This window comes from Bacillus sp. VA13 (genome assembly GCF_055710085.1).
This window is the reverse complement of the sequence record NZ_JBVQPP010000001.1, coordinates 73,637-97,189: the sequence shown is the minus strand read 5'-3', so window position 1 is coordinate 97,189 and position 23,553 is coordinate 73,637. Positions and strand designations below refer to the sequence as shown.

The 23,553-nt window shown below is 45.6% G+C and carries 23 protein-coding genes, 1 riboswitch and 1 other annotated feature; all 23 genes read right to left on the bottom strand.

Annotation, left to right across the window (positions count from 1 at the left end; translation table 11 throughout):
• Positions 1-37: 37 nt before the first annotated feature.
• Positions 38-670 carry an orotate phosphoribosyltransferase gene (pyrE, locus tag AC0C66_RS00495; RefSeq protein ID WP_061187437.1) on the bottom strand — a complete coding sequence of 211 codons (633 nt, stop codon included), beginning with the start codon at positions 668-670 and terminating at the stop codon, positions 38-40.
• Positions 667-1,386, bottom strand: coding sequence for an orotidine-5'-phosphate decarboxylase (gene pyrF / locus AC0C66_RS00490; protein WP_061187436.1), 720 nt, complete (start codon positions 1,384-1,386; stop codon positions 667-669). Before pyrF ends, pyrE begins: the two co-directional genes overlap by 4 nt.
• Positions 1,355-2,290: a dihydroorotate dehydrogenase gene (locus AC0C66_RS00485; protein ID WP_072183032.1), complete on the bottom strand. Its 936-nt coding sequence runs from the start codon at positions 2,288-2,290 to the stop codon at positions 1,355-1,357. Before AC0C66_RS00485 ends, pyrF begins: the two co-directional genes overlap by 32 nt.
• On the bottom strand, positions 2,290-3,060 hold the full coding sequence (gene pyrK / locus AC0C66_RS00480) for a dihydroorotate oxidase B electron transfer subunit (RefSeq protein WP_014113735.1): 771 nt from the start codon (positions 3,058-3,060) through the stop codon (positions 2,290-2,292). Before pyrK ends, AC0C66_RS00485 begins: the two co-directional genes overlap by 1 nt.
• On the bottom strand, positions 3,057-6,272 hold the full coding sequence (gene carB, locus AC0C66_RS00475; protein ID WP_090557772.1) for a carbamoyl-phosphate synthase (glutamine-hydrolyzing) large subunit: 3,216 nt from the start codon (positions 6,270-6,272) through the stop codon (positions 3,057-3,059). The genes pyrK and carB overlap by 4 nt, the downstream gene beginning before the upstream one ends.
• Positions 6,257-7,351 carry a carbamoyl phosphate synthase small subunit gene (locus tag AC0C66_RS00470; RefSeq protein WP_072183033.1) on the bottom strand — a complete coding sequence of 365 codons (1,095 nt, stop codon included), beginning with the start codon at positions 7,349-7,351 and terminating at the stop codon, positions 6,257-6,259. The genes carB and AC0C66_RS00470 overlap by 16 nt, the downstream gene beginning before the upstream one ends.
• Entirely contained in the window at positions 7,348-8,634 is a 1,287-nt protein-coding gene (locus tag AC0C66_RS00465) for a dihydroorotase (RefSeq protein WP_461845550.1), read from the bottom strand. The genes AC0C66_RS00470 and AC0C66_RS00465 overlap by 4 nt, the downstream gene beginning before the upstream one ends.
• Positions 8,618-9,532, bottom strand: a complete 915-nt coding sequence (locus AC0C66_RS00460) for an aspartate carbamoyltransferase catalytic subunit (RefSeq protein ID WP_072183035.1) — start codon at positions 9,530-9,532, stop codon at positions 8,618-8,620. Before AC0C66_RS00460 ends, AC0C66_RS00465 begins: the two co-directional genes overlap by 17 nt.
• A gap of 145 nt (positions 9,533-9,677) precedes the next feature.
• On the bottom strand, positions 9,678-10,985 hold the full coding sequence (gene pyrP / locus AC0C66_RS00455; RefSeq protein ID WP_242733316.1) for a uracil permease PyrP: 1,308 nt from the start codon (positions 10,983-10,985) through the stop codon (positions 9,678-9,680).
• 172 nt (positions 10,986-11,157) lie between these two features.
• Positions 11,158-11,706 (bottom strand): bifunctional pyrimidine operon transcriptional regulator/uracil phosphoribosyltransferase, encoded by a 549-nt coding sequence (gene pyrR / locus AC0C66_RS00450; RefSeq protein WP_087987121.1) that lies wholly within the window; start codon positions 11,704-11,706, stop codon positions 11,158-11,160.
• 182 nt (positions 11,707-11,888) lie between these two features.
• The gene (locus AC0C66_RS00445) at positions 11,889-12,800 is read right to left on the bottom strand and encodes an RluA family pseudouridine synthase (protein WP_461845548.1); all 912 of its coding nucleotides are present in this window, start codon (positions 12,798-12,800) and stop codon (positions 11,889-11,891) included.
• Complete coding sequence (lspA, locus tag AC0C66_RS00440; protein WP_014113729.1) at positions 12,787-13,266, bottom strand: signal peptidase II; 480 nt, start codon at positions 13,264-13,266, stop codon at positions 12,787-12,789. The genes AC0C66_RS00445 and lspA overlap by 14 nt, the downstream gene beginning before the upstream one ends.
• A gap of 102 nt (positions 13,267-13,368) precedes the next feature.
• Entirely contained in the window at positions 13,369-13,743 is a 375-nt protein-coding gene (gene ylyA / locus AC0C66_RS00435; RefSeq protein ID WP_072183037.1) for a sporulation-related RNA polymerase-binding protein YlyA, read from the bottom strand.
• 145 nt (positions 13,744-13,888) lie between these two features.
• Positions 13,889-16,654, bottom strand: coding sequence for an isoleucine--tRNA ligase (gene ileS, locus AC0C66_RS00430; protein ID WP_014113727.1), 2,766 nt, complete (start codon positions 16,652-16,654; stop codon positions 13,889-13,891).
• A 52-nt stretch (positions 16,655-16,706) separates the two neighbouring features.
• Positions 16,707-16,933 (bottom strand) — a binding site (T-box leader).
• 62 nt (positions 16,934-16,995) lie between these two features.
• A complete protein-coding gene (gene divIVA, locus AC0C66_RS00425; protein ID WP_003221468.1) occupies positions 16,996-17,490 on the bottom strand; it encodes a septum site-determining protein DivIVA in 495 nt (164 codons plus the stop codon).
• A 93-nt stretch (positions 17,491-17,583) separates the two neighbouring features.
• Positions 17,584-18,357, bottom strand: a complete 774-nt coding sequence (locus AC0C66_RS00420) for a YlmH family RNA-binding protein (protein ID WP_014113726.1) — start codon at positions 18,355-18,357, stop codon at positions 17,584-17,586.
• 60 nt (positions 18,358-18,417) lie between these two features.
• Positions 18,418-18,690 (bottom strand): YggT family protein, encoded by a 273-nt coding sequence (locus AC0C66_RS00415; protein ID WP_003221463.1) that lies wholly within the window; start codon positions 18,688-18,690, stop codon positions 18,418-18,420.
• Positions 18,691-18,696: 6 nt separating this feature from the next.
• On the bottom strand, positions 18,697-19,152 hold the full coding sequence (gene sepF, locus AC0C66_RS00410) for a cell division protein SepF (RefSeq protein WP_014113725.1): 456 nt from the start codon (positions 19,150-19,152) through the stop codon (positions 18,697-18,699).
• On the bottom strand, positions 19,149-19,841 hold the full coding sequence (locus tag AC0C66_RS00405; RefSeq protein WP_461845547.1) for a YggS family pyridoxal phosphate-dependent enzyme: 693 nt from the start codon (positions 19,839-19,841) through the stop codon (positions 19,149-19,151). The genes sepF and AC0C66_RS00405 overlap by 4 nt, the downstream gene beginning before the upstream one ends.
• Positions 19,842-19,847: 6 nt before the next feature.
• The gene (pgeF, locus tag AC0C66_RS00400; RefSeq protein ID WP_079287721.1) at positions 19,848-20,684 is read right to left on the bottom strand and encodes a peptidoglycan editing factor PgeF; all 837 of its coding nucleotides are present in this window, start codon (positions 20,682-20,684) and stop codon (positions 19,848-19,850) included.
• 161 nt (positions 20,685-20,845) lie between these two features.
• Positions 20,846-21,091 carry a YlmC/YmxH family sporulation protein gene (locus AC0C66_RS00395; protein ID WP_003221455.1) on the bottom strand — a complete coding sequence of 82 codons (246 nt, stop codon included), beginning with the start codon at positions 21,089-21,091 and terminating at the stop codon, positions 20,846-20,848.
• A gap of 82 nt (positions 21,092-21,173) precedes the next feature.
• Positions 21,174-22,454 (bottom strand): acetylornithine deacetylase, encoded by a 1,281-nt coding sequence (locus AC0C66_RS00390; RefSeq protein ID WP_472973464.1) that lies wholly within the window; start codon positions 22,452-22,454, stop codon positions 21,174-21,176.
• An 87-nt stretch (positions 22,455-22,541) separates the two neighbouring features.
• Positions 22,542-22,643: riboswitch (TPP riboswitch) on the bottom strand.
• Between the two features lie 12 nt (positions 22,644-22,655).
• Positions 22,656-23,450, bottom strand: coding sequence for an ABC transporter ATP-binding protein (locus AC0C66_RS00385; protein WP_072566242.1), 795 nt, complete (start codon positions 23,448-23,450; stop codon positions 22,656-22,658).
• Positions 23,451-23,553 lie beyond the last annotated feature (103 nt).

The following is a 23,553-nucleotide window of genomic DNA, read 5'->3' as shown; positions in this document are numbered from 1 at the left end:
GGCTTTGAAGCCTCTATACATCACCGAAATTTATTTCTTATTTTTTAAACCAATCTTTTGACTCGGGATTTCGTTTCCACGTTTTCAGCTTTTCTAGATCGTCCGAATGAATATTTCCGTTTTCGAGCGCGACCTCTGTGAGCGTATCGTAATCAGTTAAAGAGTAGTATGGAAGTTCTGCCTTTGCGAAGGCTTCCTGCGCTTTAGGGAGCCCGTACGTAAAAATGGAGACGACACCGAGCACTTCACAGCCAGCCGCTTGTAAAGCTGCCGCAGCTTCAAGTACGCTTCCTCCTGTGGAGATTAAGTCTTCAATAACGACAGTTTTTTGCCCCTTTTGAACAGCTCCCTCAATCTGATTGCCTTTTCCGTGCGCTTTCGGCTTGCTTCTCACATAACACATCGGAAGATTCAAACGGTCAGCCGCCAGAGCAGCATGAGGAATACCGGCTGTAGCTGTTCCCGCAATCATTTCAGCTTCAGGAAAATGCTCTTCGACAAGCTTGCTGATACCTGAGGCGACATCATTTCTGACCTCCGGGAAAGATAGCGTAAGGCGGTTGTCACAGTAGATTGGCGATAAAATGCCGCTTGCCCATGTAAATGGCTCGTTCGGGCGTAAAAATACAGCTTGGATGTCTAATAGATGTTTTGCGATGATTTGTTTCATGATTTGATTCCCTCCCATTCGAGTCTGACAGCTTCATAGGCTTTTACTGGGTCTTTCGCTTTGGTAATCGAGCGTCCTACCACAATCGCTGATGAACCTTTCTCTTTTGCAATTGCAGGTGTCGCTACGCGGATTTGGTCATTCGCAGCGTCCTCTGACATCCTGATCCCCGGAGTGACAGTCAGAAATGAAGGCGACACCGCTTGGTAAATGGCTTGTGCTTCATGAACAGAGCAGACCACTCCATCAAGCCCGCTTTCTTCTGCCAGCTTGCTGTAGTGCACGACCGTGTCGATCAGAGGCTTTTCGATCAGCAGTTCATTCTTCATCATTTGTTCAGATGTACTTGTCAGCTGGGTTACCGCGATAAGTGACGGGCGTTTTTTTCCGGAAAGCGTTCCTTCTTCTAAGCCTTCCAGAGCTGCTTGCATCATTTTTTTGCCTCCGGCCGCATGAACATTGACGAGGTCCACCCCGAGACCGGCAAGGCGCTTCATCGCTTTGTTTACAGTGGTCGGGATGTCATGAAGCTTTAAATCTAAAAACAGCTCGCAATTTCTTTCTTTTAATTGTTTAACTATAGAAGGCCCTTCTTGATAAAAAAGTTCCATTCCAACCTTTACAAATAACGGTTCTTGTTGAAAAGGCGCTAAGAACGCAAGTGTTTCTTCAGCTGATGCAAAATCAAGCGCGATGATGGGCAGGTTGTTTTTCATGGTTCCAGCTCCTTCCGATGCATTCTTCAATTGATTGATAGCCGTATTGACGCAAAACAGATGGAAGCTGTTCAATCATGTCCGGGCATGCAAAAGGATTCACAAAGTTTGCTGTTCCGACAGCGACCGCGCTTGCTCCCGCGAGAAGAAACTCCAATGCATCTTCGGCCGTCTGCACGCCTCCCATTCCGATAATCGGGATATTGACCGCTTGGCTGACTTCATACACCATGCGAATGGCAACCGGCTTCACGGCAGGGCCGGAAAGCCCCCCTGTTTTATTCGCTAATATCGGCTTGCTTGATTTTAAATCAAGCCTCATGCCGATTAATGTGTTAATCATCGTAAGACCGTCCGCTCCCGCCTCTTCGATCGCAGATGCAATTTCCGTGATATTTGCCACGTTCGGGGAAAGCTTTACATAAACGGGTACTTCTGAAACCTCTTTAACCGCCTTCGTCAAATCAGCAGCCATTTCAGGGTTCGTGCCAAAAGCGATTCCGCCTGTTTTCACATTCGGACAGGAAATGTTCAATTCAAGTGCATGAACATTAGGCGCTTTGCTGATATGCTCTGCAACTTCAACATAATCCTCGACTTGAGAACCTGCGACATTTGCAATGATCGGCGTATCAAACTGCTCAAGCCACGGCAGCTCATTTTGCAAAACGCTTTCCAGCCCCGGATTTTGGAGACCGATCGCATTGAGCATTCCGGCGCCAGTCTCAGCTACCCTAGGCGTCGGGTTCCCGAAGCGAGGCTCCTTTGTCGTAGCTTTGATCATAATTGCTCCGAGACAAGATAAATCATAAAGACGCGCAAACTCTTTTCCAAAACCGAAGCAGCCTGATGCAGGAATGATCGGATTTTTCAAATCAAGTCCCGGCAATTTCACCTCTAGCATTACAGCGCCACCTCCTGAGCTTTAAATACAGGTCCGTCGAGACATACTTTTACGTAGGATGTCTCACTTTCGTTTGTATGGCACACACACGCGAAGCAGGCGCCGATTCCGCAGCCCATTCGTTCCTCCATGGACAGGTAAACTTCTTTATGGGCATATTCCTGTTTTAATGCCTTCAGCATCGGTGTCGGCCCGCAGCTGAGGAGAATGTCAAACTCTAGATTTTTCTGTTTAATCACATTTGTAACAAACCCGGTTTCCCCATAGGTTCCGTCAGCTGTTGCCACATACGTGTCTCCGTACTGCCGGCATTCTTCTTCGTAAAAAACATCCTTTGCCGATTGGAACCCTAGCACGTGTATGACCTTTACCCCTTTTTCGTTCAAGCGTTTCGACAGCTCTTGGAGAGGCGGAACACCTACACCGCCTCCTACCAGCAAAGCCGTCTTTCCGGGTTGGACTTCATTGACAGGAAAGCCATTTCCCAAAGGCCCGAGGACATCCACAAGTTCTCCCTGCTGCTTCAGTGACAAGAGTCTTGTTCCTTCCCCATCTACTCGATAAATGATGGTGACTTCATTTTTTTCAAAGTTGACGTCGGCGATGCTGATTGGTCTTCTCAAAAGAGGCGTAACCGCTTCGCTCACTTTCAGATGAAGGAACTGTCCCGGGGTTGTAAACCCTTGGACAAGCTCCCCTTTCAGAACCATTTGATACACCCGGTCTGCAATTTGCTGGTTAGAACATACTGTCAAATACGCTTTTTTCATATAGTGACTGCCGCCTCCTGATTTGTGTTGACTGCCGGCATTTGATCAGCACGGAATGTCATGCTTTCCAGCACTCGCAATATCGCTTCTGCCGTATCTAAAGATGTTAAGCAGGCAACACCGTTTTCTACTGATTCACGTCTGATTCTAAATCCGTCTCTTGCCGGCTGCTTTCCTTTTGTCAGCGTATTGATGACAAACTGCGCTTCTCCGTTTCTGATCACGTCAAGCAAGTTCGGGCCGTCTTGGCCGATTTTCCCGACGACTTTCGCTGGAATTGAAGCTTCTTTCAAGTAACCTGCCGTTCCTTCAGTCGCTAAAATGTTGTAGCCGATCGCATGGAACCTCTTAGCGATGGCAAGCCCTTCTTCTTTATCCTTATCAGCCACTGTTAAAAGCACGGATCCGTAGTTAGGGATTTGAATGCCTGAAGCAATCAGAGCTTTATAGAGCGCTTTTTCAAGGGTGGAATCTTTCCCCATGACCTCACCTGTTGATTTCATTTCAGGCCCTAACGTAATGTCCACTCTTCTCAGCTTAGCGAAGGAGAAGACCGGCGCTTTTACAAATACACCTTGCTGTTCAGGCTGAAGGCCCTCTGTATAGCCAAACGCAGCCAGCTTTTGGCCGAGAATGACTTTTGTAGCAATGTTCGCCATTGGGATACCCGTGATTTTGCTTAAGAACGGTACGGTTCTGCTTGATCTCGGATTTACTTCGAGCACGTACACTTCGCCTTGTGATAAGACGAACTGAATATTGAGCAAACCGACAATGTTCAGCCCTTTAGCAAGTGCGATCGTGTATTGTTCAATTTTTTTCTTAATGTCCTCTGTGAGTGACTGAGGCGGATAAACAGCGATTGAGTCTCCGGAGTGAACGCCCGCACGTTCAATGTGTTCCATAATTCCCGGAATGACGACTGTTTCACCATCAGATACTGCATCCACTTCAATTTCTTTCCCAGTTAAATATCTATCAATTAATACAGGGTGCTGCGGATTGATTTTGACTGCGTTTTTCATGTAATGAAGCAGTTCTTCTTCATGATAAACAATCTCCATCGCACGGCCGCCAAGCACATAGGAAGGGCGCACCAGTACCGGATATCCGATATCACTCGCGATGCTTACCGCCTGATCAACTGATGTCGCTGTTTTGCCAAGCGGCTGCGGAACACCGAGTTCACCAAGCGCTTGTTCGAATTTATCCCGATCTTCCGCACGGTCTAAATCTTCTAACGAAGTCCCAAGGATTTTCACTCCGCGTGCAGAAAGCTCGTCAGCAAGGTTAATGGCAGTTTGTCCGCCGAACTGTACGACAACGCCCACCGGCTGTTCGAGGTCAATGATGTGCATGACATCTTCAATCGTAAGCGGCTCAAAGTACAGCTTGTCTGAGATACTAAAATCTGTTGAAACGGTTTCCGGGTTGTTATTGACAATAATGGCTTCATAGCCTGCTTGTTTAATTGCCCATACAGAGTGAACAGTCGCGTAGTCGAATTCAACACCCTGACCGATTCGAATCGGCCCCGAACCAAGAACCATCACACTTTTCGTATCTGTAACGACAGATTCATTTTCCTCTTCGTATGTGCTGTAGAAGTATGGCGTTTCTGATTCAAATTCCGCCGCGCACGTATCCACCATTTTGAATACCGGCGCAATTCCCGCTTGTTTTCTTAAGCTGTAAAGCTCCGATTCTTTCATTTCCCACTCACGGCTGATGTACTTATCAGAGAATCCGAGTTCTTTTGCCCGTCTCAGTACGTCAGTATCACCCGCATTCGCCTTCAGTTCTTTTTCAAACTGTACGATTCCGAACAGCTTATGCAGGAAGAAGACATCGATCGTGGAAAATTCATGGAGGTCTTCTACCGTGTAGCCTCTTCTGTACGCTTCAGCTAAGTAGAATAAGCGTTCATCACCGGCTTTTTTAATTCGTTTTTCAAGAAGCTCATCGGAAATGTCAGCAGCGTCTTTCAATTCAAGATGATACACATCCGCTTCCAGTGAACGCACAGCCTTCAGCAATGACTCTTCAAGCGTGCGGCCGATCGCCATGACCTCTCCTGTCGCTTTCATTTGCGTGCCGAGCTTTCTGTTTGCTGATTCAAACTTATCAAACGGCCAGCGCGGAATTTTTGATACGACGTAGTCAAGAGCCGGTTCAAATGCTGCATATGTTTTTCCTGTCACCGGGTTCATCATTTCATCTAATGAAAGGCCGACAGCGATTTTAGCAGCAAGCTTTGCAATCGGATATCCCGTTGCTTTTGATGCAAGGGCAGATGAACGGCTGACCCGCGGGTTTACTTCAATAATGTAGTATTGGAAGCTGTCTGGATCTAAAGCGAGCTGTACGTTACATCCGCCTTCGATTCCAAGCGCGCGGATCAGTTTTAACGATACATTCCGCAAGAGCTGATATTCGCGGTCGCTGAGCGTTTGGCTTGGCGCGACAACAATACTGTCTCCAGTGTGGATTCCGACTGGATCAATGTTCTCCATATTACAAACGACAATGGCGTGGTCCTGGCTGTCTCTCATGACTTCATACTCGATTTCTTTATAGCCGGCGATGCTTTTTTCAAGCAGACATTGATGCACCGGGCTTAATTTTAAGCCGTTCTCAACAATTTCTTTCAGCTCTGTTTCATTCGAGCAGATGCCTCCGCCTGTTCCGCCTAATGTATATGCCGGGCGGACAATAACAGGGAAACCAATTTGGCTGACGAAGTTTTCTGCTTCTTCCAGAGAGTGGATAATCTCACTTTCTGGCACCGGTTCATTCAGATCATTCATAAGTGTTCTGAACAAGTCGCGGTCTTCAGCCTGCTGAATCGCAGACAGCTTCGTGCCAAGCACTTCGACGCCGCACTCTTCCAGCACGCCTCTTTCAGAAAGCTCAACCGCAAGATTCAAACCGGTTTGGCCTCCGAGAGTAGGAAGAATGGCATCCGGGCGCTCTTTTCTGATGATTCGCGTCAGGAATTCAGGAGTGAGTGGTTCGATGTAAACCCGGTCAGCCATTTCTGTATCTGTCATGATCGTGGCAGGGTTTGAGTTGACAAGGATGACCTCATAGCCTTCTTCTTTCAAAGCAAGGCAGGCTTGTGTTCCCGCATAGTCAAATTCTGCTGCTTGGCCGATGATAATCGGTCCAGATCCGATTACTAAAATTTTGTTAATGTCTACGCGTTTTGGCATACCGCTTCCCCTTCTTTCTCTGTTGTTTCGATCATTTCGATGAATCTGTCAAATAGATGGTTGGCATCCTCAGGACCAGGTGAGGCTTCAGGATGATATTGAACCGTAAATGCCGGCAGTGTTTTATGCTTCAGCCCTTCAATCGTATCGTCGTTAATTGCGATATGCGTCACTTCCAGTTCTGTTTCGCTGATGGATGAGACTGTATAGCCATGGTTTTGAGATGTTAAGGCGACTTTTCCGGTAGCCAGCTCTTTTACCGGGTGGTTTGAACCCCTGTGGCCGAATTTCATTTTTTCAGTATTCGCTCCGCACGCCAGCCCGAATAACTGGTGGCCGAGACATATTCCGAATAATGGCACTTTTCCGAGAACACCTTTAATCATTTCAATCGCTTCAGGCACATCTTTCGGATCTCCAGGTCCATTAGAAAGCATGATGCCGTCCGGTTTCAGCTGGAGCACTTCTTCCGCTGTAATGTTGTAAGGCACAACGATGACGTCACATTTTCGTTTGTTCAGCTCTCTAAGAATGCCGTGCTTCATGCCGAAGTCAACCAAGACAATGCGTTTGCCTCTTCCAGGGCTCGGATATGCGGTTTTGGCCGATACTTGGGATACTTGATTTCTCGGCAGTTCAGTTTCGTTCAGTCTTTTCAGCACTGCTTCGATATCTTCATCAGGTGAAGCGAATGTTCCTTTTAGTGCGCCTGCCGTGCGGATCATTCTTGTCAGCTTTCTTGTATCAATTCCCTGCAGTCCCGGAATGTTTTTCATTTTTAAATACTCATCTAATGTGTATGCTGAACGCCAGTTGGAAGGCAGTTCACACAATTCTTTGATGATCAGCCCTTTCACAAAAGGGGTAATTGATTCAAAATCATCACGGTTGATGCCGTAATTTCCGATGAGCGGGTACGTTAATGTTACGATCTGCCCGCAGTAAGAAGGATCAGATAAAATTTCCTGATAGCCTGTCATCCCAGTGTTAAAAACGACTTCTCCCATGCTGTGTTCTAAGCTTCCGAAGGCTTCTCCCTCGAATACCGCTCCGTTTTCCAATACTAATCGTCTCTTCATTTGACAAGTCTCCCTTCCTCATAAGCAAGCTTCCCTGCCGCAATTGTAGCGACCGGCCAGCCGGTGCAGCTTATGCCGTTAAATGGTGTGTTTTTTCCCTTTGATAAAAATGTCTCTTTGTCTATAACTGCTTCTTTTTCCAAATCGATTAACGTAATGTCAGCAACTCGCCCCGTTTGTAATGTTCCGTATGGGAGACCGAACGCTTCGCATGGTTTGATTGTCATGTAATCAATCAGCTGTTTCAGCGACCAGCTGCCATTTTTGACAAAGTGTGTGTATAGGAGCGGGAACGCTGTTTCTAAGCCGACAATTCCAAATGGCGCCAGCTTCATTTCTGTATTTTTCTCTTCTTCTGTATGCGGCGCATGGTCTGTTGCGATAAAATCAATCGTTCCGTCTAAAAGACCTTCGATTAAAGCCGCTCTGTCTTCTGCACTGCGGAGAGGAGGATTCATTTTATAATTTGTGTCAAGTCCCGGAATGTCCTCATCACAAAGCAGCAAATGGTGTGGTGACACTTCTGCTGTCACTCTGATTCCTGCTTTTTTCGCATCACGTACGACCCTGACAGATTCTTTCGTACTGATATGGCATACATGGTAATGGCAGTTTGCAGCCTCAGCCAGCAATACATCGCGGGCAATATGAACTGATTCACACACAGAAGGAATGCCGTTGAGCCCGTTCGCTTTGGAGAATGTCCCCTCATGAACGCTGCCTCCGTAAATTAAGGAGTTGTCTTCGCAATGTGCGACAATCGCTTTGTCGATCGCAGCTGCCCGTTTCATTGCTTCATACATCATTCCTGCTGTCTGTATACCGACGCCGTCATCTGTAAAAGCAAATGCTCCGGCTTCTTTTAAAGCTTCAAAGTTTGTCATCTCATCACCGATTTGTCTGATCGTAATGGATGCATATGGAAGAACTCTGACGCATGATGTTTCTTTAATACGGTTTTGCACCCATTCCATCTGCTCCTTCGTATCAGGAACCGGCCGCGTATTCGGCATTGCTGCTACTGTTGTATAGCCGCCGCGCGCCGCTGCTTTTGCACCGGTTTCAATGGTTTCTTTTTTCTCTCCGCCCGGCTCTCTGAAGTGTACGTGGAGATCAACAAACCCTGGTGAAACGAGCAATCCTTTTGCATCAATTACCGTTTCTTCATCCGTTGCATCAAGCTGACCGATTTCGGAGATGATTTCTCCCGTCACTCGAATATCCGTTTCTGTTTTTTCACCATTTTCGTTAAGTATCCAGCCGTTTTTAATGAGATATGACATACGCTGCTTCTCCTCTTTTCACTTTGGTTTGTAAGGCACGCTGTATCACTGCCATTCTGATAAATACGCCATTTTGCATTTGCTTGAAGATTCTTGATTTTCCGCATTCTACTAAGCTGTCATCAATCTCCACTCCTCTGTTTACCGGAGCTGGATGCATAATGATCGCATGCTGCTTCATACGCTCAGCCCGTTCTACGGTCAAGCCGTATTTGTTTAAATAGCCGTCCTGGCTGACAACGGACTGATGTCTTTCATTTTGAATGCGAAGCAGCATGACGACATCGGAAAACTCAACTGCTTCATCCATTGAGACATACGTGCCGAATGAATTTTCTTCATCCTGCCATTCCAAAGGACCTGAAAACAGGACACGGGCACCCAATCTTGTCAACACTTCCGCATTAGATCTAGCCACTCTGCTGTGCTTGATATCGCCGTGAATGGAGACGGTAAGCCCTTTGAACGTATGGAACTCTTCATTAATCGTCATTAAATCAAGCAGTGATTGTGTCGGATGCTGACCGCATCCGTCTCCCGCATTCAAAATCGGGATGTTTATCTGGCTGACAAGCTCTTTATAGTACTCATCCTCGCTGTGCCTGATGACGCACACGTCCACACCAATTGATTCGAGCGTTCGGATAGTGTCATATAAGGTTTCGCCTTTTTGCACGCTTGTGCTTGTTCCATCAAGGTTCAGCACATTCATGCCCAGCTTTTTTTCTGCGACCTCAAAGCTGAACCGGGTTCTCGTGCTCGGTTCAAAAAACAGGTTCGCTGCAAATTTTCCCGTAAGCCAATTGTCTGTTTTTCCGCTTTTGAGGTCTTGTGCTGTTTGAAGCAAATCTTTGATTTCCTCAGTGCTAAGTTCACTCATCGTCGTTAAATGCTTCATGTTCTTTCCCCTCTCGTTTCAACTTTAAGGCTGAAAAAACCCCGGTCTTAGATAGACTCGGGGTATGGTTAAATAGAGGGCAGCATTGAAAGCTTCCTTCTCTTTATAACCCTTCCAAGCCTCTCTGGACTTTCATTAAAAGGTTTTAGATATGATGTTGTTCAGATGTGTCAGCCTGCTCTTCCTTCGCCTGCGGAAGAATCAGGTTTAAGATGACACCGACAATTGCGGCAAGCGCCATTCCTGACACTTGGAATCCTCCTTGAGACACTTGGATAAAAGCGCCTCCTACACCGATCACAAGGATAACTGAGGTAATAATAAGGTTTCTGTTGTTTTCATAATCAATTTTGTTGTCAATCAGCATTCTCAGACCGCTCGAAGCGATAATTCCGAACAGCAGAAAGGAGACGCCTCCCATGACCGCTGACGGCACTGAACTGATCAGTGCTGAGATTTTACCGATAAAACCGAAGCAAAGGGCAATCACCGCTGCGCCGCCGATGACAAAGACGCTGAACACTCTTGTGATGGCCAGCACGCCAATGTTTTCCCCGTAAGTCGTTGTCGGCGGACCGCCGATCAGGGAAGCAAGAATTGTCGCCACGCTGTCACCCATAATGGAGCGATGCAGCCCCGGCTTTTTAATGAAATCTTGTCCAACAACTTTGCTCAGCACCATTTGGTGGCCGATATGCTCCGACATAGTCACAAACGCGACGGGAACCATTGCTGCTGCGATGCCGAGTGTTACTGACGGTGAATAGTCTTTAAACGGGATGATAAATTCAGGCACCGCAAACCATTTCGCGTCAAGCACCGGCTGGAAGTTGACAATCCCTTGAGTAAGGGCAAACAGGTATCCGCCGATGATTCCGATCAGAACCGGAATCAGGCTTAAAAATCCTCGTAAGAAAATCGCGCAAATAATCGTGATCGCCAGCGTAACTCCTGCGACACTGAAGTGCTTTAAGCTGTAGACCAATTCACTCGCGTTCGGATCAACGTACATCGCCATGTTTACTGCAGTACTTGCCAGCCCCAGCCCGATGACGATAATAACAGGGCCTACGACTACAGGCGGGAGAATCTTCATCAGCCAACCGGTTCCAAGCTGCCTGATCAATAAGGCAATCAGCCCGTATACTAGCCCTGCAAGAAACGCCCCGACCATTGCCGCTCCCGGCCCGCCGGTCGCTTTTACCAGTATGATCGGAGAAATAAAGGCGAAGGATGAACCGAGATACGCCGGAATTTGCCCTTTCGTAATAAGAAGGTATGCAAGTGTCCCGATGCCGCTTGTCACCAGTGCCACAGCAGGACTCATTCCGACCAGCTTCGGTACCAAAATCGTTGAGCCAAACATGGCAAACAAATGCTGCAGGCTGAATGAAACCCAAGAGAAAGGTGTCGGGACATCCCTGACTCCTAAATTTACTTTTTTCTTACTCATGATGATTTTCCCCCTGATTGTTAACTTTCATTTTAGGATGACTCAATGACTGTATAAAAAAAACCTCTTTGCTATTTTTACGCAAAGAGGCATACAAAGACCTGCCGAATACTTTCGGGACTTTGTTGTGCACCTCTTTGCAACCTCTCTGGATTGCCTTTAAAAAGGTGATCTATTCTTCATTTTCATAAATGGCGACGAGATCGTTTTGATCTACCTCATCAAGCTGAACCATAACCTTTTCAGCCTTTGATGTCGGGATGTTTTTCCCGATGTAATCCGCTCGGATCGGCAGCTCCCGGTGTCCTCTGTCAACTAGTACAGCCAGCTGAATGGAGGAAGGTCTGCCTACATCAACAAGCGCATCCATACCTGCTCTGACCGTTCTTCCGGTGTACAGAACATCATCTACGAGGATCACTTTTTGATCTGTGATGTCTACTGGAATATCTGCGCCTTTCACAAGCGGTTCTTCGTTGCTCGTTTTTTTGGAAAGATCGTCTCTGTAAAGAGTAATATCAATTTCACCGACTGTTACAGGATTCCCTTCAATCTGTTCGATTCGTTCCGCAAGGCGTTTTGCCAAGTAAATCCCTCTTGTCTTGATGCCGACAAGGATGCAGTTATTCATTCCTTTATTGCGTTCGATCATTTCGTGAGCAATCCTGGTCAGCGCCCGTCTGATTGCCTGTTCGTCGAGAATGACAGCTTTTTGATTCAATGTGTGACACCTCACAGTTCATATAGAAGAAAAAACCCCTCCTGCCAGAGCATAGAGGGGTTTTAGGACAAGGTGCGCGCATATACACGCATCCCGTCTATCCGTTATCCTTCTCAGCCTCTCTGGACTGTTTTAAAGAATCTATTCAGCTTCGTTTATTATTTCAGAAAAGAAACAGTCTGTCAACCGTTATTTCTAAGGTTTTCGATTAATTCTGCCATATCCTCCGGAAGCGGCGCTTCAAATTCAACATATTCGCCAGTGCGAGGATGATCAAAACCTAAAATTCCGGCGTGAAGGGCCTGTCCGTTAAAATCGATCGTTTTTCTCGGACCGTATTTTGGATCGCCGGCTAATGGAAATCCAATATATTTCATATGAACACGAATTTGATGTGTTCTTCCTGTTTCAAGCTGGCATTCCACCAACGTAAAATCCTGAAAACGCTCAAGCACATGAAAATGAGTGACGGCATTTTTGCCATCACGCGTCACAGTCATACTTTGACGGTCTTTCTTGTCCCGTCCAATTGGAGCGTCAATTGTTCCGTCATCGTGAGAAATAAGCCCATGGACAACTGCCGTATATTTCCGCGTGACCGTTTTGTTGACCAATTGGTTTACAAGTGACTCGTGCGCCATATCATTCTTCGCCACCATTAATAAGCCGGACGTGTCCTTATCGATTCTGTGGACGATCCCCGGACGCATCACGCCATTTATTCCGGAAAGATCCGTACAATGAGCCATAAGGCCGTTTACAAGCGTACCCGTAAGATGCCCGGGAGCTGGGTGCACAACCATTCCGCGAGGTTTATTGACGACCAGCACATCCTGATCTTCATAGTAAATATCCAGATCCATAGGTTCTGCCAGCACGTCGAGCGCTTCCGGCTCAGGCACAGTGACGGTCACCTGATCCCCCGGCTGAATTTTATAATTCGATTTTACAGGGTTTCCGTTCACGACAACTTGTCCGTCTTTCACCCATTGCTGCACCTGTGTTCTCGACCAATCATTCTCAGCCGATGCCAGAAATTTATCAATCCGCTCACTTTTTTGTTCTTCTGAAGCGGTTATATCAATTTGATTCATGGTATTGCTCCTTTTTCTTTTTCCCGCTGTCCAACAGCATTTGTATAAATAAAAGCATTACGCCGACACATAATGAAGAGTCTGCGATGTTAAAAATCGGGTAATTGTAATTCACAATAATGACATGGATAAAATCCACAACTTCCTGTCTGACAGCGCGATCAATGAAGTTGCCGATGGCACCGCCAAGCATAAGTCCGAGGGCCACGCCAAGAAGCCTTTGTCCTTTTGTATAACGCTGTATGTAATAAACAATGCCAATAATAACCGCGGTTGTAATGAGGTAGAAAAACCACATCTGACCGGCTAATATCCCCCATGCAGCACCCGTATTGCGATGGGAGGTGATATAGAATACCTGATCAATGATCGGAATGCTTTGTCCAAGCTCCATGTTCTTAACGACAAGCCATTTTGTCAATTGATCGGCTGCAATAATAAGTAGTGCGATCACATAATACAGCACAAACGTTCCTCCAGTTTACGGTTACTTTAATCCATTATGCATTTTATCAATAAAAAGCACTGGAGTAAAGAAATATCAGGCATTTTAACCGGCCAGACACTGTTATTCATACAGTGCCTGACCATATTCGATATCCGTTGATTTCCACAGCGGAAGCGATTTTTTTTCAAATTGGACAGAGTAAAGAAAATCGTTTGCTGTGCGGGCAGTCGGCAGCACAGCAAGCTTTGAAAGAGGAATGGGAGCCCCGGTTTCTTCACAGTATCCGAAAGTGCCGTTTTCGATTTTGGACAATGCGAGGAGTACATCTTGAAGCTCTTCTTTAATGTGATAGATCAGAGTTGCTTTTTGTTTATGATTGATTGCTGCTTGCGGGCTTGTTGAAACCTGAAAGCAAGAATACTCAAATAATCTCGACTGTAATTCTTCTTTCGTCAGAAGAAGTTCCGTATATATTGCGGTCAGTTGATCATTCATTCATCACAACTCCTGCTCTTAACGTAGTACCTATATTGTTGCCTGTGAATGATGATCTAAAGCCCATAAGATTTTTCCTGCCGTTCTAAACGATGTCACTCTTGGCACAAAAAAAGCCCGGCTTTTACGCCGGGCCCCTTTTCCATTATTTTTGATAGTATTTTTCAACGATTTCAGCGTTTCGCAGTGAAAGTGTAGGATATTTTGGATTTGCACCTACATCTTTTGAAATCACACGGGATCTCTCACACATTTCGCCTTCGGCTTTCTCGACAGCGATTTTACCTGTCGCAAAGCTTTGCGCATCGTTCGGCGCTTCATTTTCTTCGCTGATTGTCAGTTCAGAAACAATAAACAGCTGAGAAAGATTTTCTTTAATGGAAGCCAAAAGCTCTTGGTTTTCTTTGTTTGGATACAATTTCAGGTTGGCTTCCAATGATTTACCGATAATTTTTTCATTCCGCGCAGTTTCTAACGCTTTTAGCACATCATCACGGAAAGCCATAAAGCGGTCAAATTTATCTTCTGTCGCTTCGCTGTTTGGAACCGTGATTGTTTCCGGCATATCTGTCAGCTGAACGCTCTGCTCTTCAACAAATGTTAAATGAGACCATAATTCGTCAGCCGTATGAGGAAGGATAGGCGCTGAAAGCTTCACTAATGCAAGAAGCGTTTCATAGAATACTGTCTGCATGCTGCGTCTATCCGGATGATCCGCATGCTCGATGTAGACAATATCTTTTGCGAAATCAAGATAGAATGAGCTCAATTCGATTGTGCAGAAATTATGGATGCTGTGATACACAACCGCAAATTCATACTCATCATACGCTTTTTTCACTTTATCAATCAGTTTGTTCAGTTTAATCAGCATATATTGGTCCACTTCGCGAAGATCTTCGACAGCCACCGCATTCGTTTTTGGATCAAAATCGAATAGGTTGCCATGAAGGAAACGGAACGTATTGCGGATTTTACGGTATACTTCAGCAACTTGCTTCAAAATGGCGTCAGACACGCGAACGTCCGCCTGATAATCAACTGAAGACACCCATAATCTCAAGATGTCGGCACCAAGCTGTTTCATAACTTTAGCTGGAACAACGACGTTACCGATCGATTTACTCATCTTGCGTCCTTCTCCATCCAGTGCGAACCCATGGCTGAGCACACCTTTATATGGCGCTTTTCCTGTTACGGCTACTGCTGTAGAAAGAGATGAGTTAAACCAGCCACGATATTGGTCCGATCCTTCTAGATATAAATCAGCCGGGCGAACGAGATCTTCACGCTCTTCAAGCACCGCTTGATGAGAAGATCCTGAATCAAACCAAACATCCATGATGTCCTGTTCTTTTGTAAATGTGCCGTTCGGGCTGCCAGGATGTGTAAAGCCTTCCGGAAGAAGATCCTTCGCTTCTTTTTCAAACCAAATGTTTGATCCGTGCTGCCTGAACAATTCAGAAACATGTTCAATGGTTTCATCCGTAATAATCGGTTCTCCGTTTTCAGCATAAAATACCGGAATCGGCACTCCCCATGCACGCTGTCTGGAAATACACCAGTCTCCGCGGTCACGAACCATGTTGTGCAAACGCTGCTCGCCCCATTCAGGAACCCATTTGGTTTCTTTAATGGCATCCAGCAGATCTGATCTGAAATCTTTAATAGACGCAAACCATTGCGCTGTCGCTCTGAAAATGGTTGGTTTCTTTGTTCTCCAATCGTGCGGATAAGAGTGTGTAATGAATTCAAGCTTCACAAGCGCGCCTTTTTCATCTAGCTGCTGTGTGATCGCTTTGTTCGCGTCATCATAGAACATGCCTTCAAAGCCCGGAGCTTCGCTTGTCATTACACCTTTTGCATCAACTGGGCATAGCACATCTAAACCGTATTTTTGGCCGATGATAAAGTCATCTTCCCCGTGCCCCGGCGCTGTATGAACGCAGCCTGTTCCGGCATCAGTTGTTACGTGTTCGCCAAGCATAACGAGAGAGTCTCTGCCATATAGCGGGTGTTCAGCGATAATGTTCTCAAGGTCTTTCCCTTTGATCGTTCTTGTCACTTCATATTGATCAAATCCGCATGCAGATGCAACATTTTCGACTAAAGCACTTGCTACGACAAAGCGGTCTTCACCTACTGCAATCACGCTGTACTCAAGATCAGGGTGCACTGAAATACCGAGGTTCGCCGGAATTGTCCAAGGCGTTGTTGTCCAAATGATGATGCGCTCACCGTTTTCAAGAACGCCTTTTCCGTCTTTCACACCGAAAGCAACGTAAATAGATGCTGAACGTTTGTCTTGATATTCGATCTCGGCTTCAGCCAAAGCAGATTCACTTGAAGGTGACCAGTTAACCGGTTTAAGACCTTTATAAATGTAGCCTCGTTTTGCCATCTCACCAAATACGCGGATTTGCTGCGCTTCGTATTCCGGTTTTAATGTCACATATGGGTTTTCCCAATCACCGCGGACACCAAGGCGTTTAAACTGCTCACGCTGTCCCTCGATTTGCTTCCAAGCGTACTCTTCGCACAGTTTGCGGAATTCCGCTACTGACATTTCTTTGCGGTTGACTTTTTTGTTTTTTGTGAGAGCCGTTTCAATCGGCAATCCGTGTGTATCCCAGCCCGGTACATATGGCGCGTTGTAGCCGCTCATTGATTTGTAGCGGACAATGAAGTCCTTCAAAATCTTGTTAAGCGCGTGGCCCATATGGATATCGCCGTTTGCATACGGAGGTCCGTCATGTAAAACAAATTTCGGGCGGTCTTTCGTCCGTTCCTGTACAAGACGGTAGATATCCTCTCCCTCCCATTTCTTTTGAATGTCAGGCTCACGGTTTGGCAAATTTCCACGCATCGGGAAATCTGTTTTCGGCATTAAGAGCGTGTCTTTAAAATCCATTTTCATTCCTCCACTGCATTTTTTCAGAAAATAAAAAAAGCCCTCTCATCCCATAAGGGACGAGAAAGCTTATCTCGCGGTACCACCCTTTTAGAAAAAGCAAGCATACGCTTTTTCCTCTCGAGCATCGTAACGTGATGAACGTCCTAACCTACTGTGAGTTCAGAAAGGAAACTTAAGGGCTGATCTACATGATTCCGGCCATCCCGGACTCTCACCATCTCCGGGTCGCTATAAAGGCCTGAAGGAAACATGACTGTCCCTTTCAACCGTTTTTTCATCTGAATTTATGAACGTATTATATTCGACAAGCTAAGAAAATGTCAAGATAATCAGAGAATTTATTCCTTTTCCTCAAATACTGCGTCGACTTCATACTCAAGCAGATGATCCCAATCGTCATTTTTCAGAAGATCGAGCTGAGCTTCAATCAGCATTTGGAAACGTGTTCTGAAAACTTTAGACTGTTTTTTCAGCTCTTCAATTTCCATGGCAATTTTTCTTGATTTTGATAAAGATTCGTTGATAATGCGATCAGCGTTTTTCTCCGCTTCCCGAACGATCAGCTTTGCTTCTTTTTGAGAATTGCGTTTTACGTCTTCAGCCGCTTCTTGAGCAACTAAAATCGATTTATTCAGCGTTTCTTCAATATTGGCAAAGTGTCCGATTCTTTCATCAAGCTCATTGACTTTCGCTTCAAGCTCAGTTTTCTTACGGAGAACAATTTCGTAATCTTTTCTGACTTGCGCTAGGAATTCATTTACTTCATCTTCATCATATCCGCGAAAACTTTTTGTAAACGTCTTGTTGTGAATATCATTTGGCGTTAATGGCATGATGCCACCTCCATTTTTACATTTCAGTACGGTTATCTAGTTCACATTATAAAACAAATTTCGCACAGATGGAGAAAAAAACTGAAAAACCGACTATTTTTGTCGCTCAAACGTAACTCTCCATTTGTCTTTTTTGGTTTTTCCTTCGATTTTTGTTAAGCTGCATCGGCCAAAGCCTCTGATAGAGAGCATGTCCCCTTCTGCCACCATGTATGAAGGGTCTTCAACTACCTTCCAGTTCACTTTCACGAGGCCGTTTTTCACAAGCGTCTGTGATTTCTGGCGGGATTGTCTGCTCATAGAGGCGCAGACGGCGTCAAGCCTTAAAGAAGAAACCGTGTCATCTCTTATTTCGACATCAACTGCTGGAATGTTAAGGTCTGACAAGTCAATTTTCTCTAGGCTGACCGCCGCTTTGCCTGCTTGGGTCAGCTGTGCCGCCACAAAATCAGCGGTATCGGCTGAGACAATCAATTGCACTGATGTCTCAGAAAACACGATGTCACCAAACTTTTGCCGCTTTAAGCCTATGCCCATTAATGCACCAAGCAGAGAACGATGATCTACAGAGACAAACTTTTCAGCATAACGGACGTTAAACGCCTGCAGTTCAAAATCCGATTCTTCCGGAGTGATGTACTCTGGATACAGAATCGCCCGTTTTCGCTCCGCTCTGTCATAGCCGCCGGAAAAAGCAAGCCCAACGTCAGCCTGTCCCGTAACAGCAGAAAGGATGACCTGCTCTCGGGGGTCTAAAAAGTCGGTCAGCTTCATTCTGTACTGCTCCTGGACAATTCCTTTCCATTCGAGCGCCTGGTCAATAAAGGCCCGCTCGTCTTTTCTGAAGTGCTGATATATATCGCTCATCGTCTTTCCCTTCTATGTAAAGAGGCTTGGCTGCTGCCAAGCCCCTATCAAACTGTCACATTAAAACGCAATCATGCGATAAAGCCCCCACAAGCCGGTTGTCGCAAACCGAAGCACAAGTATAGCTACGATCGGTGAAATATCCAGCATTGCGATCGGAGGGATGATTTTTCTAAATGGTTCGAGATATGGTTCACAAATCGAAGCTAAAAAACGCCCGACTGCCGTTTCCCTTGTACTCGGCACCCATGACATAAAAATATATATGATCAGGGCAAATGAGTAGATTGTGATTAATAAGCTTAAAACCGAAAAAACTTGATAAAGGATCATCTCGCTTTACCACCTCTGATGTTCGTCTTCAGATATGAGCTCAGAAATTGTGCCTGATACATCTACGTTGTCAGGCGTGCAGAGGAAAATATCCGAGCCGATTCTTTGAATATCGCCGCCAATGGCATAAACGGTTCCGCTTAAAAAGTCAACAATCCGCTTAGCCTGGTCATGCTGTATCCGCTGAAGATTGACGACAACTGCCCGCCGGTTCTTCAAATGGTCGGCTATTTCCTGCGCCTCCGCATAAACGCGCGGCTCACTCAACACCACTTTAGAGGATTTCTGAACACTTTGCAAGCTCACTACATTCTGTTTGCCCGCAGGTTTGTTTGCGGTATAAGCCGGTTTTTCTTTTTGCTCATGCTCTTCATGAGATTCTTGCTCTGTCTCAATATATTCATATTCGTATTCTTCATCTTCCATTGAGAAAAAGTTTTTCAGTTTATTTTTCATGCTCATTGCTGTACACCCCCTGTTTCATTTCCGACTAACGATGAGCCGATTCTAATATAAGTAGCCCCTTCTTCAATTGCAATTTCAAAATCATTTGACATGCCCATCGACAGTTCAGTACACGGAGCGTTCGGCTGTTTCAGCTCCTGAACCTGATCACGGAGTTCTCTCAGCGCTCTGAAACAGCTTCTGATCTCATCTTGATCATCAGTCAGCGGAGCCATAGTCATCAGTCCGGCCACAACGATGTGTTCGAAACCGGAAAGCTCCTGTATGAATGGAATGACTTCTTCTTTTTTCATGCCGTGTTTAGAAAGCTCAAGAGAGGTATTGACCTGCACAAAGCATTGCACAGTACCTTCAGCCCGTTTTTCAATTTCTTTCGCTAATGAGAGCCGGTCTAAGGAATGGATATAGGAAACCGAATTGACGACAGCTTTTGCTTTTCTTGATTGCAGACTGCCGATAAAATGCCATTCCGGATCCCCTTTTATCATTTCCTGTTTGCGGAGCAGTTCCGCATCCCGATTCTCTCCGAGGCAGGTGATGCCCGCATCCACTGCCTCCTGTGCTCTTTCAGGCGATACATATTTTGTGACTGCAATAACCGTAACTTCATCGGAGCTGCGGCCCGATCTGTTACATGCTTCGTTTATTCGTTCGTTTATATGTCGTAAATTATCAACAACACGCAAGATCTTTTATGCCTCCTTCATTCCGATAAAGGACATCATCCGTCCAGTTTTCCCCTGATCGCGGCGGTGAGAATAGAAAAGAGACGGCTCACTTTCCGTGCATAAACCACTGACAGAAATCTGTTCATTTGCCAAACCGCTGTCGATCAATATAAGGCGGTTCAGCTCTTTCAGGTCAAGCTGATATTGTGCCTGTGCCGTCTGATTTACGGCACGTTCTGCTGAAACTGGCAATGCCCGGACAGCATCCATGACACGGTCGTCTACTGTATAGCATGCTCCGCTGATAGACGGTCCTATAACAGCATAAATATCTGAGAGATTTGAACCTTCCTGCTCGGTCCATTGCTTCACCATTTCTCTGCCAATCTGTTTGACAGTGCCTTTCCACCCGGCATGGGCGACCCCGACAAGCGATTTAACCGGATCATAAAAGAAAAGAGGCACACAATCAGCAAAGCATAATGCCAAAAACACATTCTTTTCATTTGTATAGAGCCCGTCCGTTGCTTTTAGAGCTGTGTGATACTCACGGGCGCCTTTTCCCCTATCCCTCTGCGTCACTTTCTGAACGCGATTATCATGTGTCTGATCAGCAAATACCCAAGACTGCAAATCAATATTAAACATATCGGCAATATATTCACGATTTTTAACTACATCTGCATCTTTGTCATGAACGTGCAATCCTGTATTTAACGATTCAAAAGGCTTTTGGCTGACACCGCCGTTTTTCGTAGTAAATCCGGCAATGACTTCTCTGTTGTTTTGATTCGTTTGTGTCCAGTCTTGTATCATGAGTGTCGAGGGTGTGGTAAGACTGAATGGGTGATATGTATTCATGATGATCCAACCTTTCGACAAACATTTAAAAAAGCGGAATTTCCCACTTATTTTACCACATCTTTCTGCATTCGTTGAGCGCCGATTTGCATATTTCTAAATGAAATGTGCCGGAAGAATCCAGACTTCCGGCATTTGCCAATCCGCGGCAGACGAGCAGGTTATGCATGCGGTTCATTTAATCGGACCAAGATTACATCTTCCCCGATTTTTACTATATTTCGCCATGGAATGACCAATTCCTCTTCTTTTCCAAAAAATCCGAGAACTTTCCCATTTCCTCCTAGTATGATCGCCTGAATTTTGCCAGTGGTCACATTGATATCTATATCACCAATGCTCCCCAGCTTTTTTCCGTTTGAGACATTGACGACATCCTTCACCTGAAATTCTGAAATGCTGATCATTCCATCACGTCCTTTTTCCGTCCTTTTTTCAAGTATATGAACGGGCGGGCTGAACCTTGTCAGCAAGAAAAAATTTTCATGGTCACTGTTCTTTTTTACAGCTGCACCAGCCGATGATAAAATTGAGCATAATTTTCGTATAATCTACCAGCTGCTCAATCGATACCTCCTCGTTCACGGAGTGTGCATTGTGAAGATCTCCAGGTCCGTAAATCACGCTTGAAATGCCGGCATTATACAGCCATCCTCCGTCTGTAACAGATTGAGAAACGTCAATAACCGGACGCTCCCGTTTTACTTTCTGATGAGACGCTGTAAGCGCTGAGACGCCTGGGTGGCCAGGGTCAACTTCCAGTGCCGGAAAAATTTCTCCTCTGTCTTCAATCATAGATGAGCCTCCCCACTTGAAGACAGGGCGGTTTTCCCTAAGCCAAATATCACTGTCACTCAGCCGGTTAATGTAATCTTCTATTTCCGCTGCCACTTGTTCATGGGTTTCATTCGGATAAAAATGGACTGTGATCCACAGCCGGCACTCGTCAGCTATAAAAGCCGCATGTCTGCCGCCTTCTATGACAGCCGGGTTAATCGTATTTGTGCCTGGTTTAAAACCGGGATAACGTTTCATGATAGACCAGTGACGCTCCAGTTCACCGAGCCCCGCAATTATTTTTGCCATTTTTTCAATTGCGCTTGCTCCGAATGTTCCTCCGCCTGCATGAATCATATTCCGCCTCGTCCCATCATGAAACGTTTGACTGCTTTTGATTTCAATCCAGCCTGTAATGACACCGCCTTGACCTTGAATATGCATATCGCTCGTATCCGCGACAACTGCAAAATCAGCATGATAGCCCCTCTTGCAGCATTCAAGCGTGCCGGCTTCTCCGACTTCCTCCCCGATAACCGATTGCAGAATCAAATCACCGGGAAGTTCAATGTCGGCTTCACGAATCAATTTCACCGCAAACAGCACACACGCCATTCCGCCTTTCATATCAGAAGCACCTCTCCCGATTAAGAGACCGTTTTTTTCAATTGGATGAAACGGATCATGCTCCCACTCCTCATCCTCTTTTGCCTCTGCCACATCTACATGGCCATTGATGATCAAGCTATGATAATCTGCTGAATCTGTTCCCTTTAGTAGACCTACAACATTGGGATCTCCTGGGTACACGTCCCATTTATCGATCGAGAATCCCATTTCATTTAAAAACCCAGCAATCCAGGACTGAATGCCGTCGGTATTTCTTGCAGGCGGAGCAGGTGTTTTATAGGACATCAGCGTTTTTGCTAGCTGAATAAGCTCCTCCTTTTGATCTTCCACCTTTGTTAACAGAGAGTCTATTTGTTGATTCAATGTGATCCGCTCCTATTCTTTAAAATCAAAAAAGCCGTTTCAAATGTAATGAAACGGCTTAATAAAAACAAACAGAGTCCTATGTACTCCGTTTTTTCACCGCTTCCCTCCGCTGGCATGATCCAGATCAGGTCAAAAGGGTTAAGACAAAGTCTCTCTCAGCTTCGCAAAGCACCCCTAGGATGAATCGATATGTGTTTGTCAGGCATTCGTTATCGGCTCGGCTCTTGTTAAAAACGGCCGATCCTGATTCCATAATACATGGATTGGCGTATCAAAAAAAGCGGAAAGTATTTGATCAGTAAGCATTTCCTTTATTTCTCCCGATTTAAAGACCTCTCCCTGTTTTAACAAAAGGGCTTTGTCAAAGATCGGCAAAATTTCTTCCGCATGATGAGTCACGTAAAGGATCGATGGCGCATTTTCTTTATTTGCAATGTATGTAATCGTGTCTAACAGCTTTTCCCGGGCAATAAAATCCAGTCCTGTGACCGGTTCGTCCAGTATCAGCAGCTCCGGATCAGCCATTAGCGCTCTTGCAATCAAGGCTCTTTGTTTTTCTCCTTGAGAAAGGGTTTCATAGCGGCGGTCGGCATATTCAATTGCTCCCAAGTCCTCTAACAAACCAATCGCTTTTTCCCTGATTTCTGCACTTGGTGTTTCATATAATCCAATCGAAGCGTAAGCTCCGCTCAAAGCAATTTCAAATGCCGAATCTGCCGGATAAAATTTTTGCTGAAGAGCCGCTGAGACGAGGCCAATTTTCCGTCTAAGTTTCTCCCCAAGCTCCGTTTTACCAAATTCATGGCCAAGCACCTGCATCTCGCCCGATGTTGGAAAATAATAAGAGCAAAGCATATTTAACAGCGCTGTCTTTCCAGCGCCATTCAGTCCGTAAAGCACCCAATTTTCCTTTTCTTCCACCTTCCAATGAATATCTCTCAGTATCCATTTTCCATTCCGTTTTAGTGAGACATTGTCAAGCTGCAAAATCATCGTGGTCCTCCTCTTTACTGCCTTTATAATTATTTAAATTTTCATAAAACTTTGCACGAACTAGGATACCTTATTTTTTCCAAAACGTAAACCGCCCGCAATC

Coding starts and splice junctions, on each gene's coding strand:
- pyrE (WP_061187437.1), bottom strand. CDS start 670: ATGAAACAAATCATCGCAAAACATCTATTAGACATCCAAGCTGTATTT.
- pyrF (WP_061187436.1), bottom strand. CDS start 1,386: ATGAAAAACAACCTGCCCATCATCGCGCTTGATTTTGCATCAGCTGAA.
- AC0C66_RS00485 (WP_072183032.1), bottom strand. CDS start 2,290: ATGCTAGAGGTGAAATTGCCGGGACTTGATTTGAAAAATCCGATCATT.
- pyrK (WP_014113735.1), bottom strand. CDS start 3,060: ATGAAAAAAGCGTATTTGACAGTATGTTCTAACCAGCAAATTGCAGAC.
- carB (WP_090557772.1), bottom strand. CDS start 6,272: ATGCCAAAACGCGTAGACATTAACAAAATTTTAGTAATCGGATCTGGA.
- AC0C66_RS00470 (WP_072183033.1), bottom strand. CDS start 7,351: ATGAAGAGACGATTAGTATTGGAAAACGGAGCGGTATTCGAGGGAGAA.
- AC0C66_RS00465 (WP_461845550.1), bottom strand. CDS start 8,634: ATGTCATATCTCATTAAAAACGGCTGGATACTTAACGAAAATGGTGAA.
- AC0C66_RS00460 (WP_072183035.1), bottom strand. CDS start 9,532: ATGAAGCATTTAACGACGATGAGTGAACTTAGCACTGAGGAAATCAAA.
- pyrP (WP_242733316.1), bottom strand. CDS start 10,985: ATGAGTAAGAAAAAAGTAAATTTAGGAGTCAGGGATGTCCCGACACCT.
- AC0C66_RS00445 (WP_461845548.1), bottom strand. CDS start 12,800: ATGAATCAAATTGATATAACCGCTTCAGAAGAACAAAAAAGTGAGCGG.
- ylyA (WP_072183037.1), bottom strand. CDS start 13,743: ATGAATGATCAACTGACCGCAATATATACGGAACTTCTTCTGACGAAA.
- ileS (WP_014113727.1), bottom strand. CDS start 16,654: ATGGATTTTAAAGACACGCTCTTAATGCCGAAAACAGATTTCCCGATG.
- divIVA (WP_003221468.1), bottom strand. CDS start 17,490: ATGCCATTAACGCCAAATGATATTCACAACAAGACGTTTACAAAAAGT.
- AC0C66_RS00420 (WP_014113726.1), bottom strand. CDS start 18,357: ATGAGCGATATATATCAGCACTTCAGAAAAGACGAGCGGGCCTTTATT.
- AC0C66_RS00415 (WP_003221463.1), bottom strand. CDS start 18,690: ATGATCCTTTATCAAGTTTTTTCGGTTTTAAGCTTATTAATCACAATC.
- sepF (WP_014113725.1), bottom strand. CDS start 19,152: ATGAGCATGAAAAATAAACTGAAAAACTTTTTCTCAATGGAAGATGAA.
- pgeF (WP_079287721.1), bottom strand. CDS start 20,684: ATGAATACATATCACCCATTCAGTCTTACCACACCCTCGACACTCATG.
- AC0C66_RS00395 (WP_003221455.1), bottom strand. CDS start 21,091: ATGATCAGCATTTCAGAATTTCAGGTGAAGGATGTCGTCAATGTCTCA.
- AC0C66_RS00385 (WP_072566242.1), bottom strand. CDS start 23,450: ATGATTTTGCAGCTTGACAATGTCTCACTAAAACGGAATGGAAAATGG.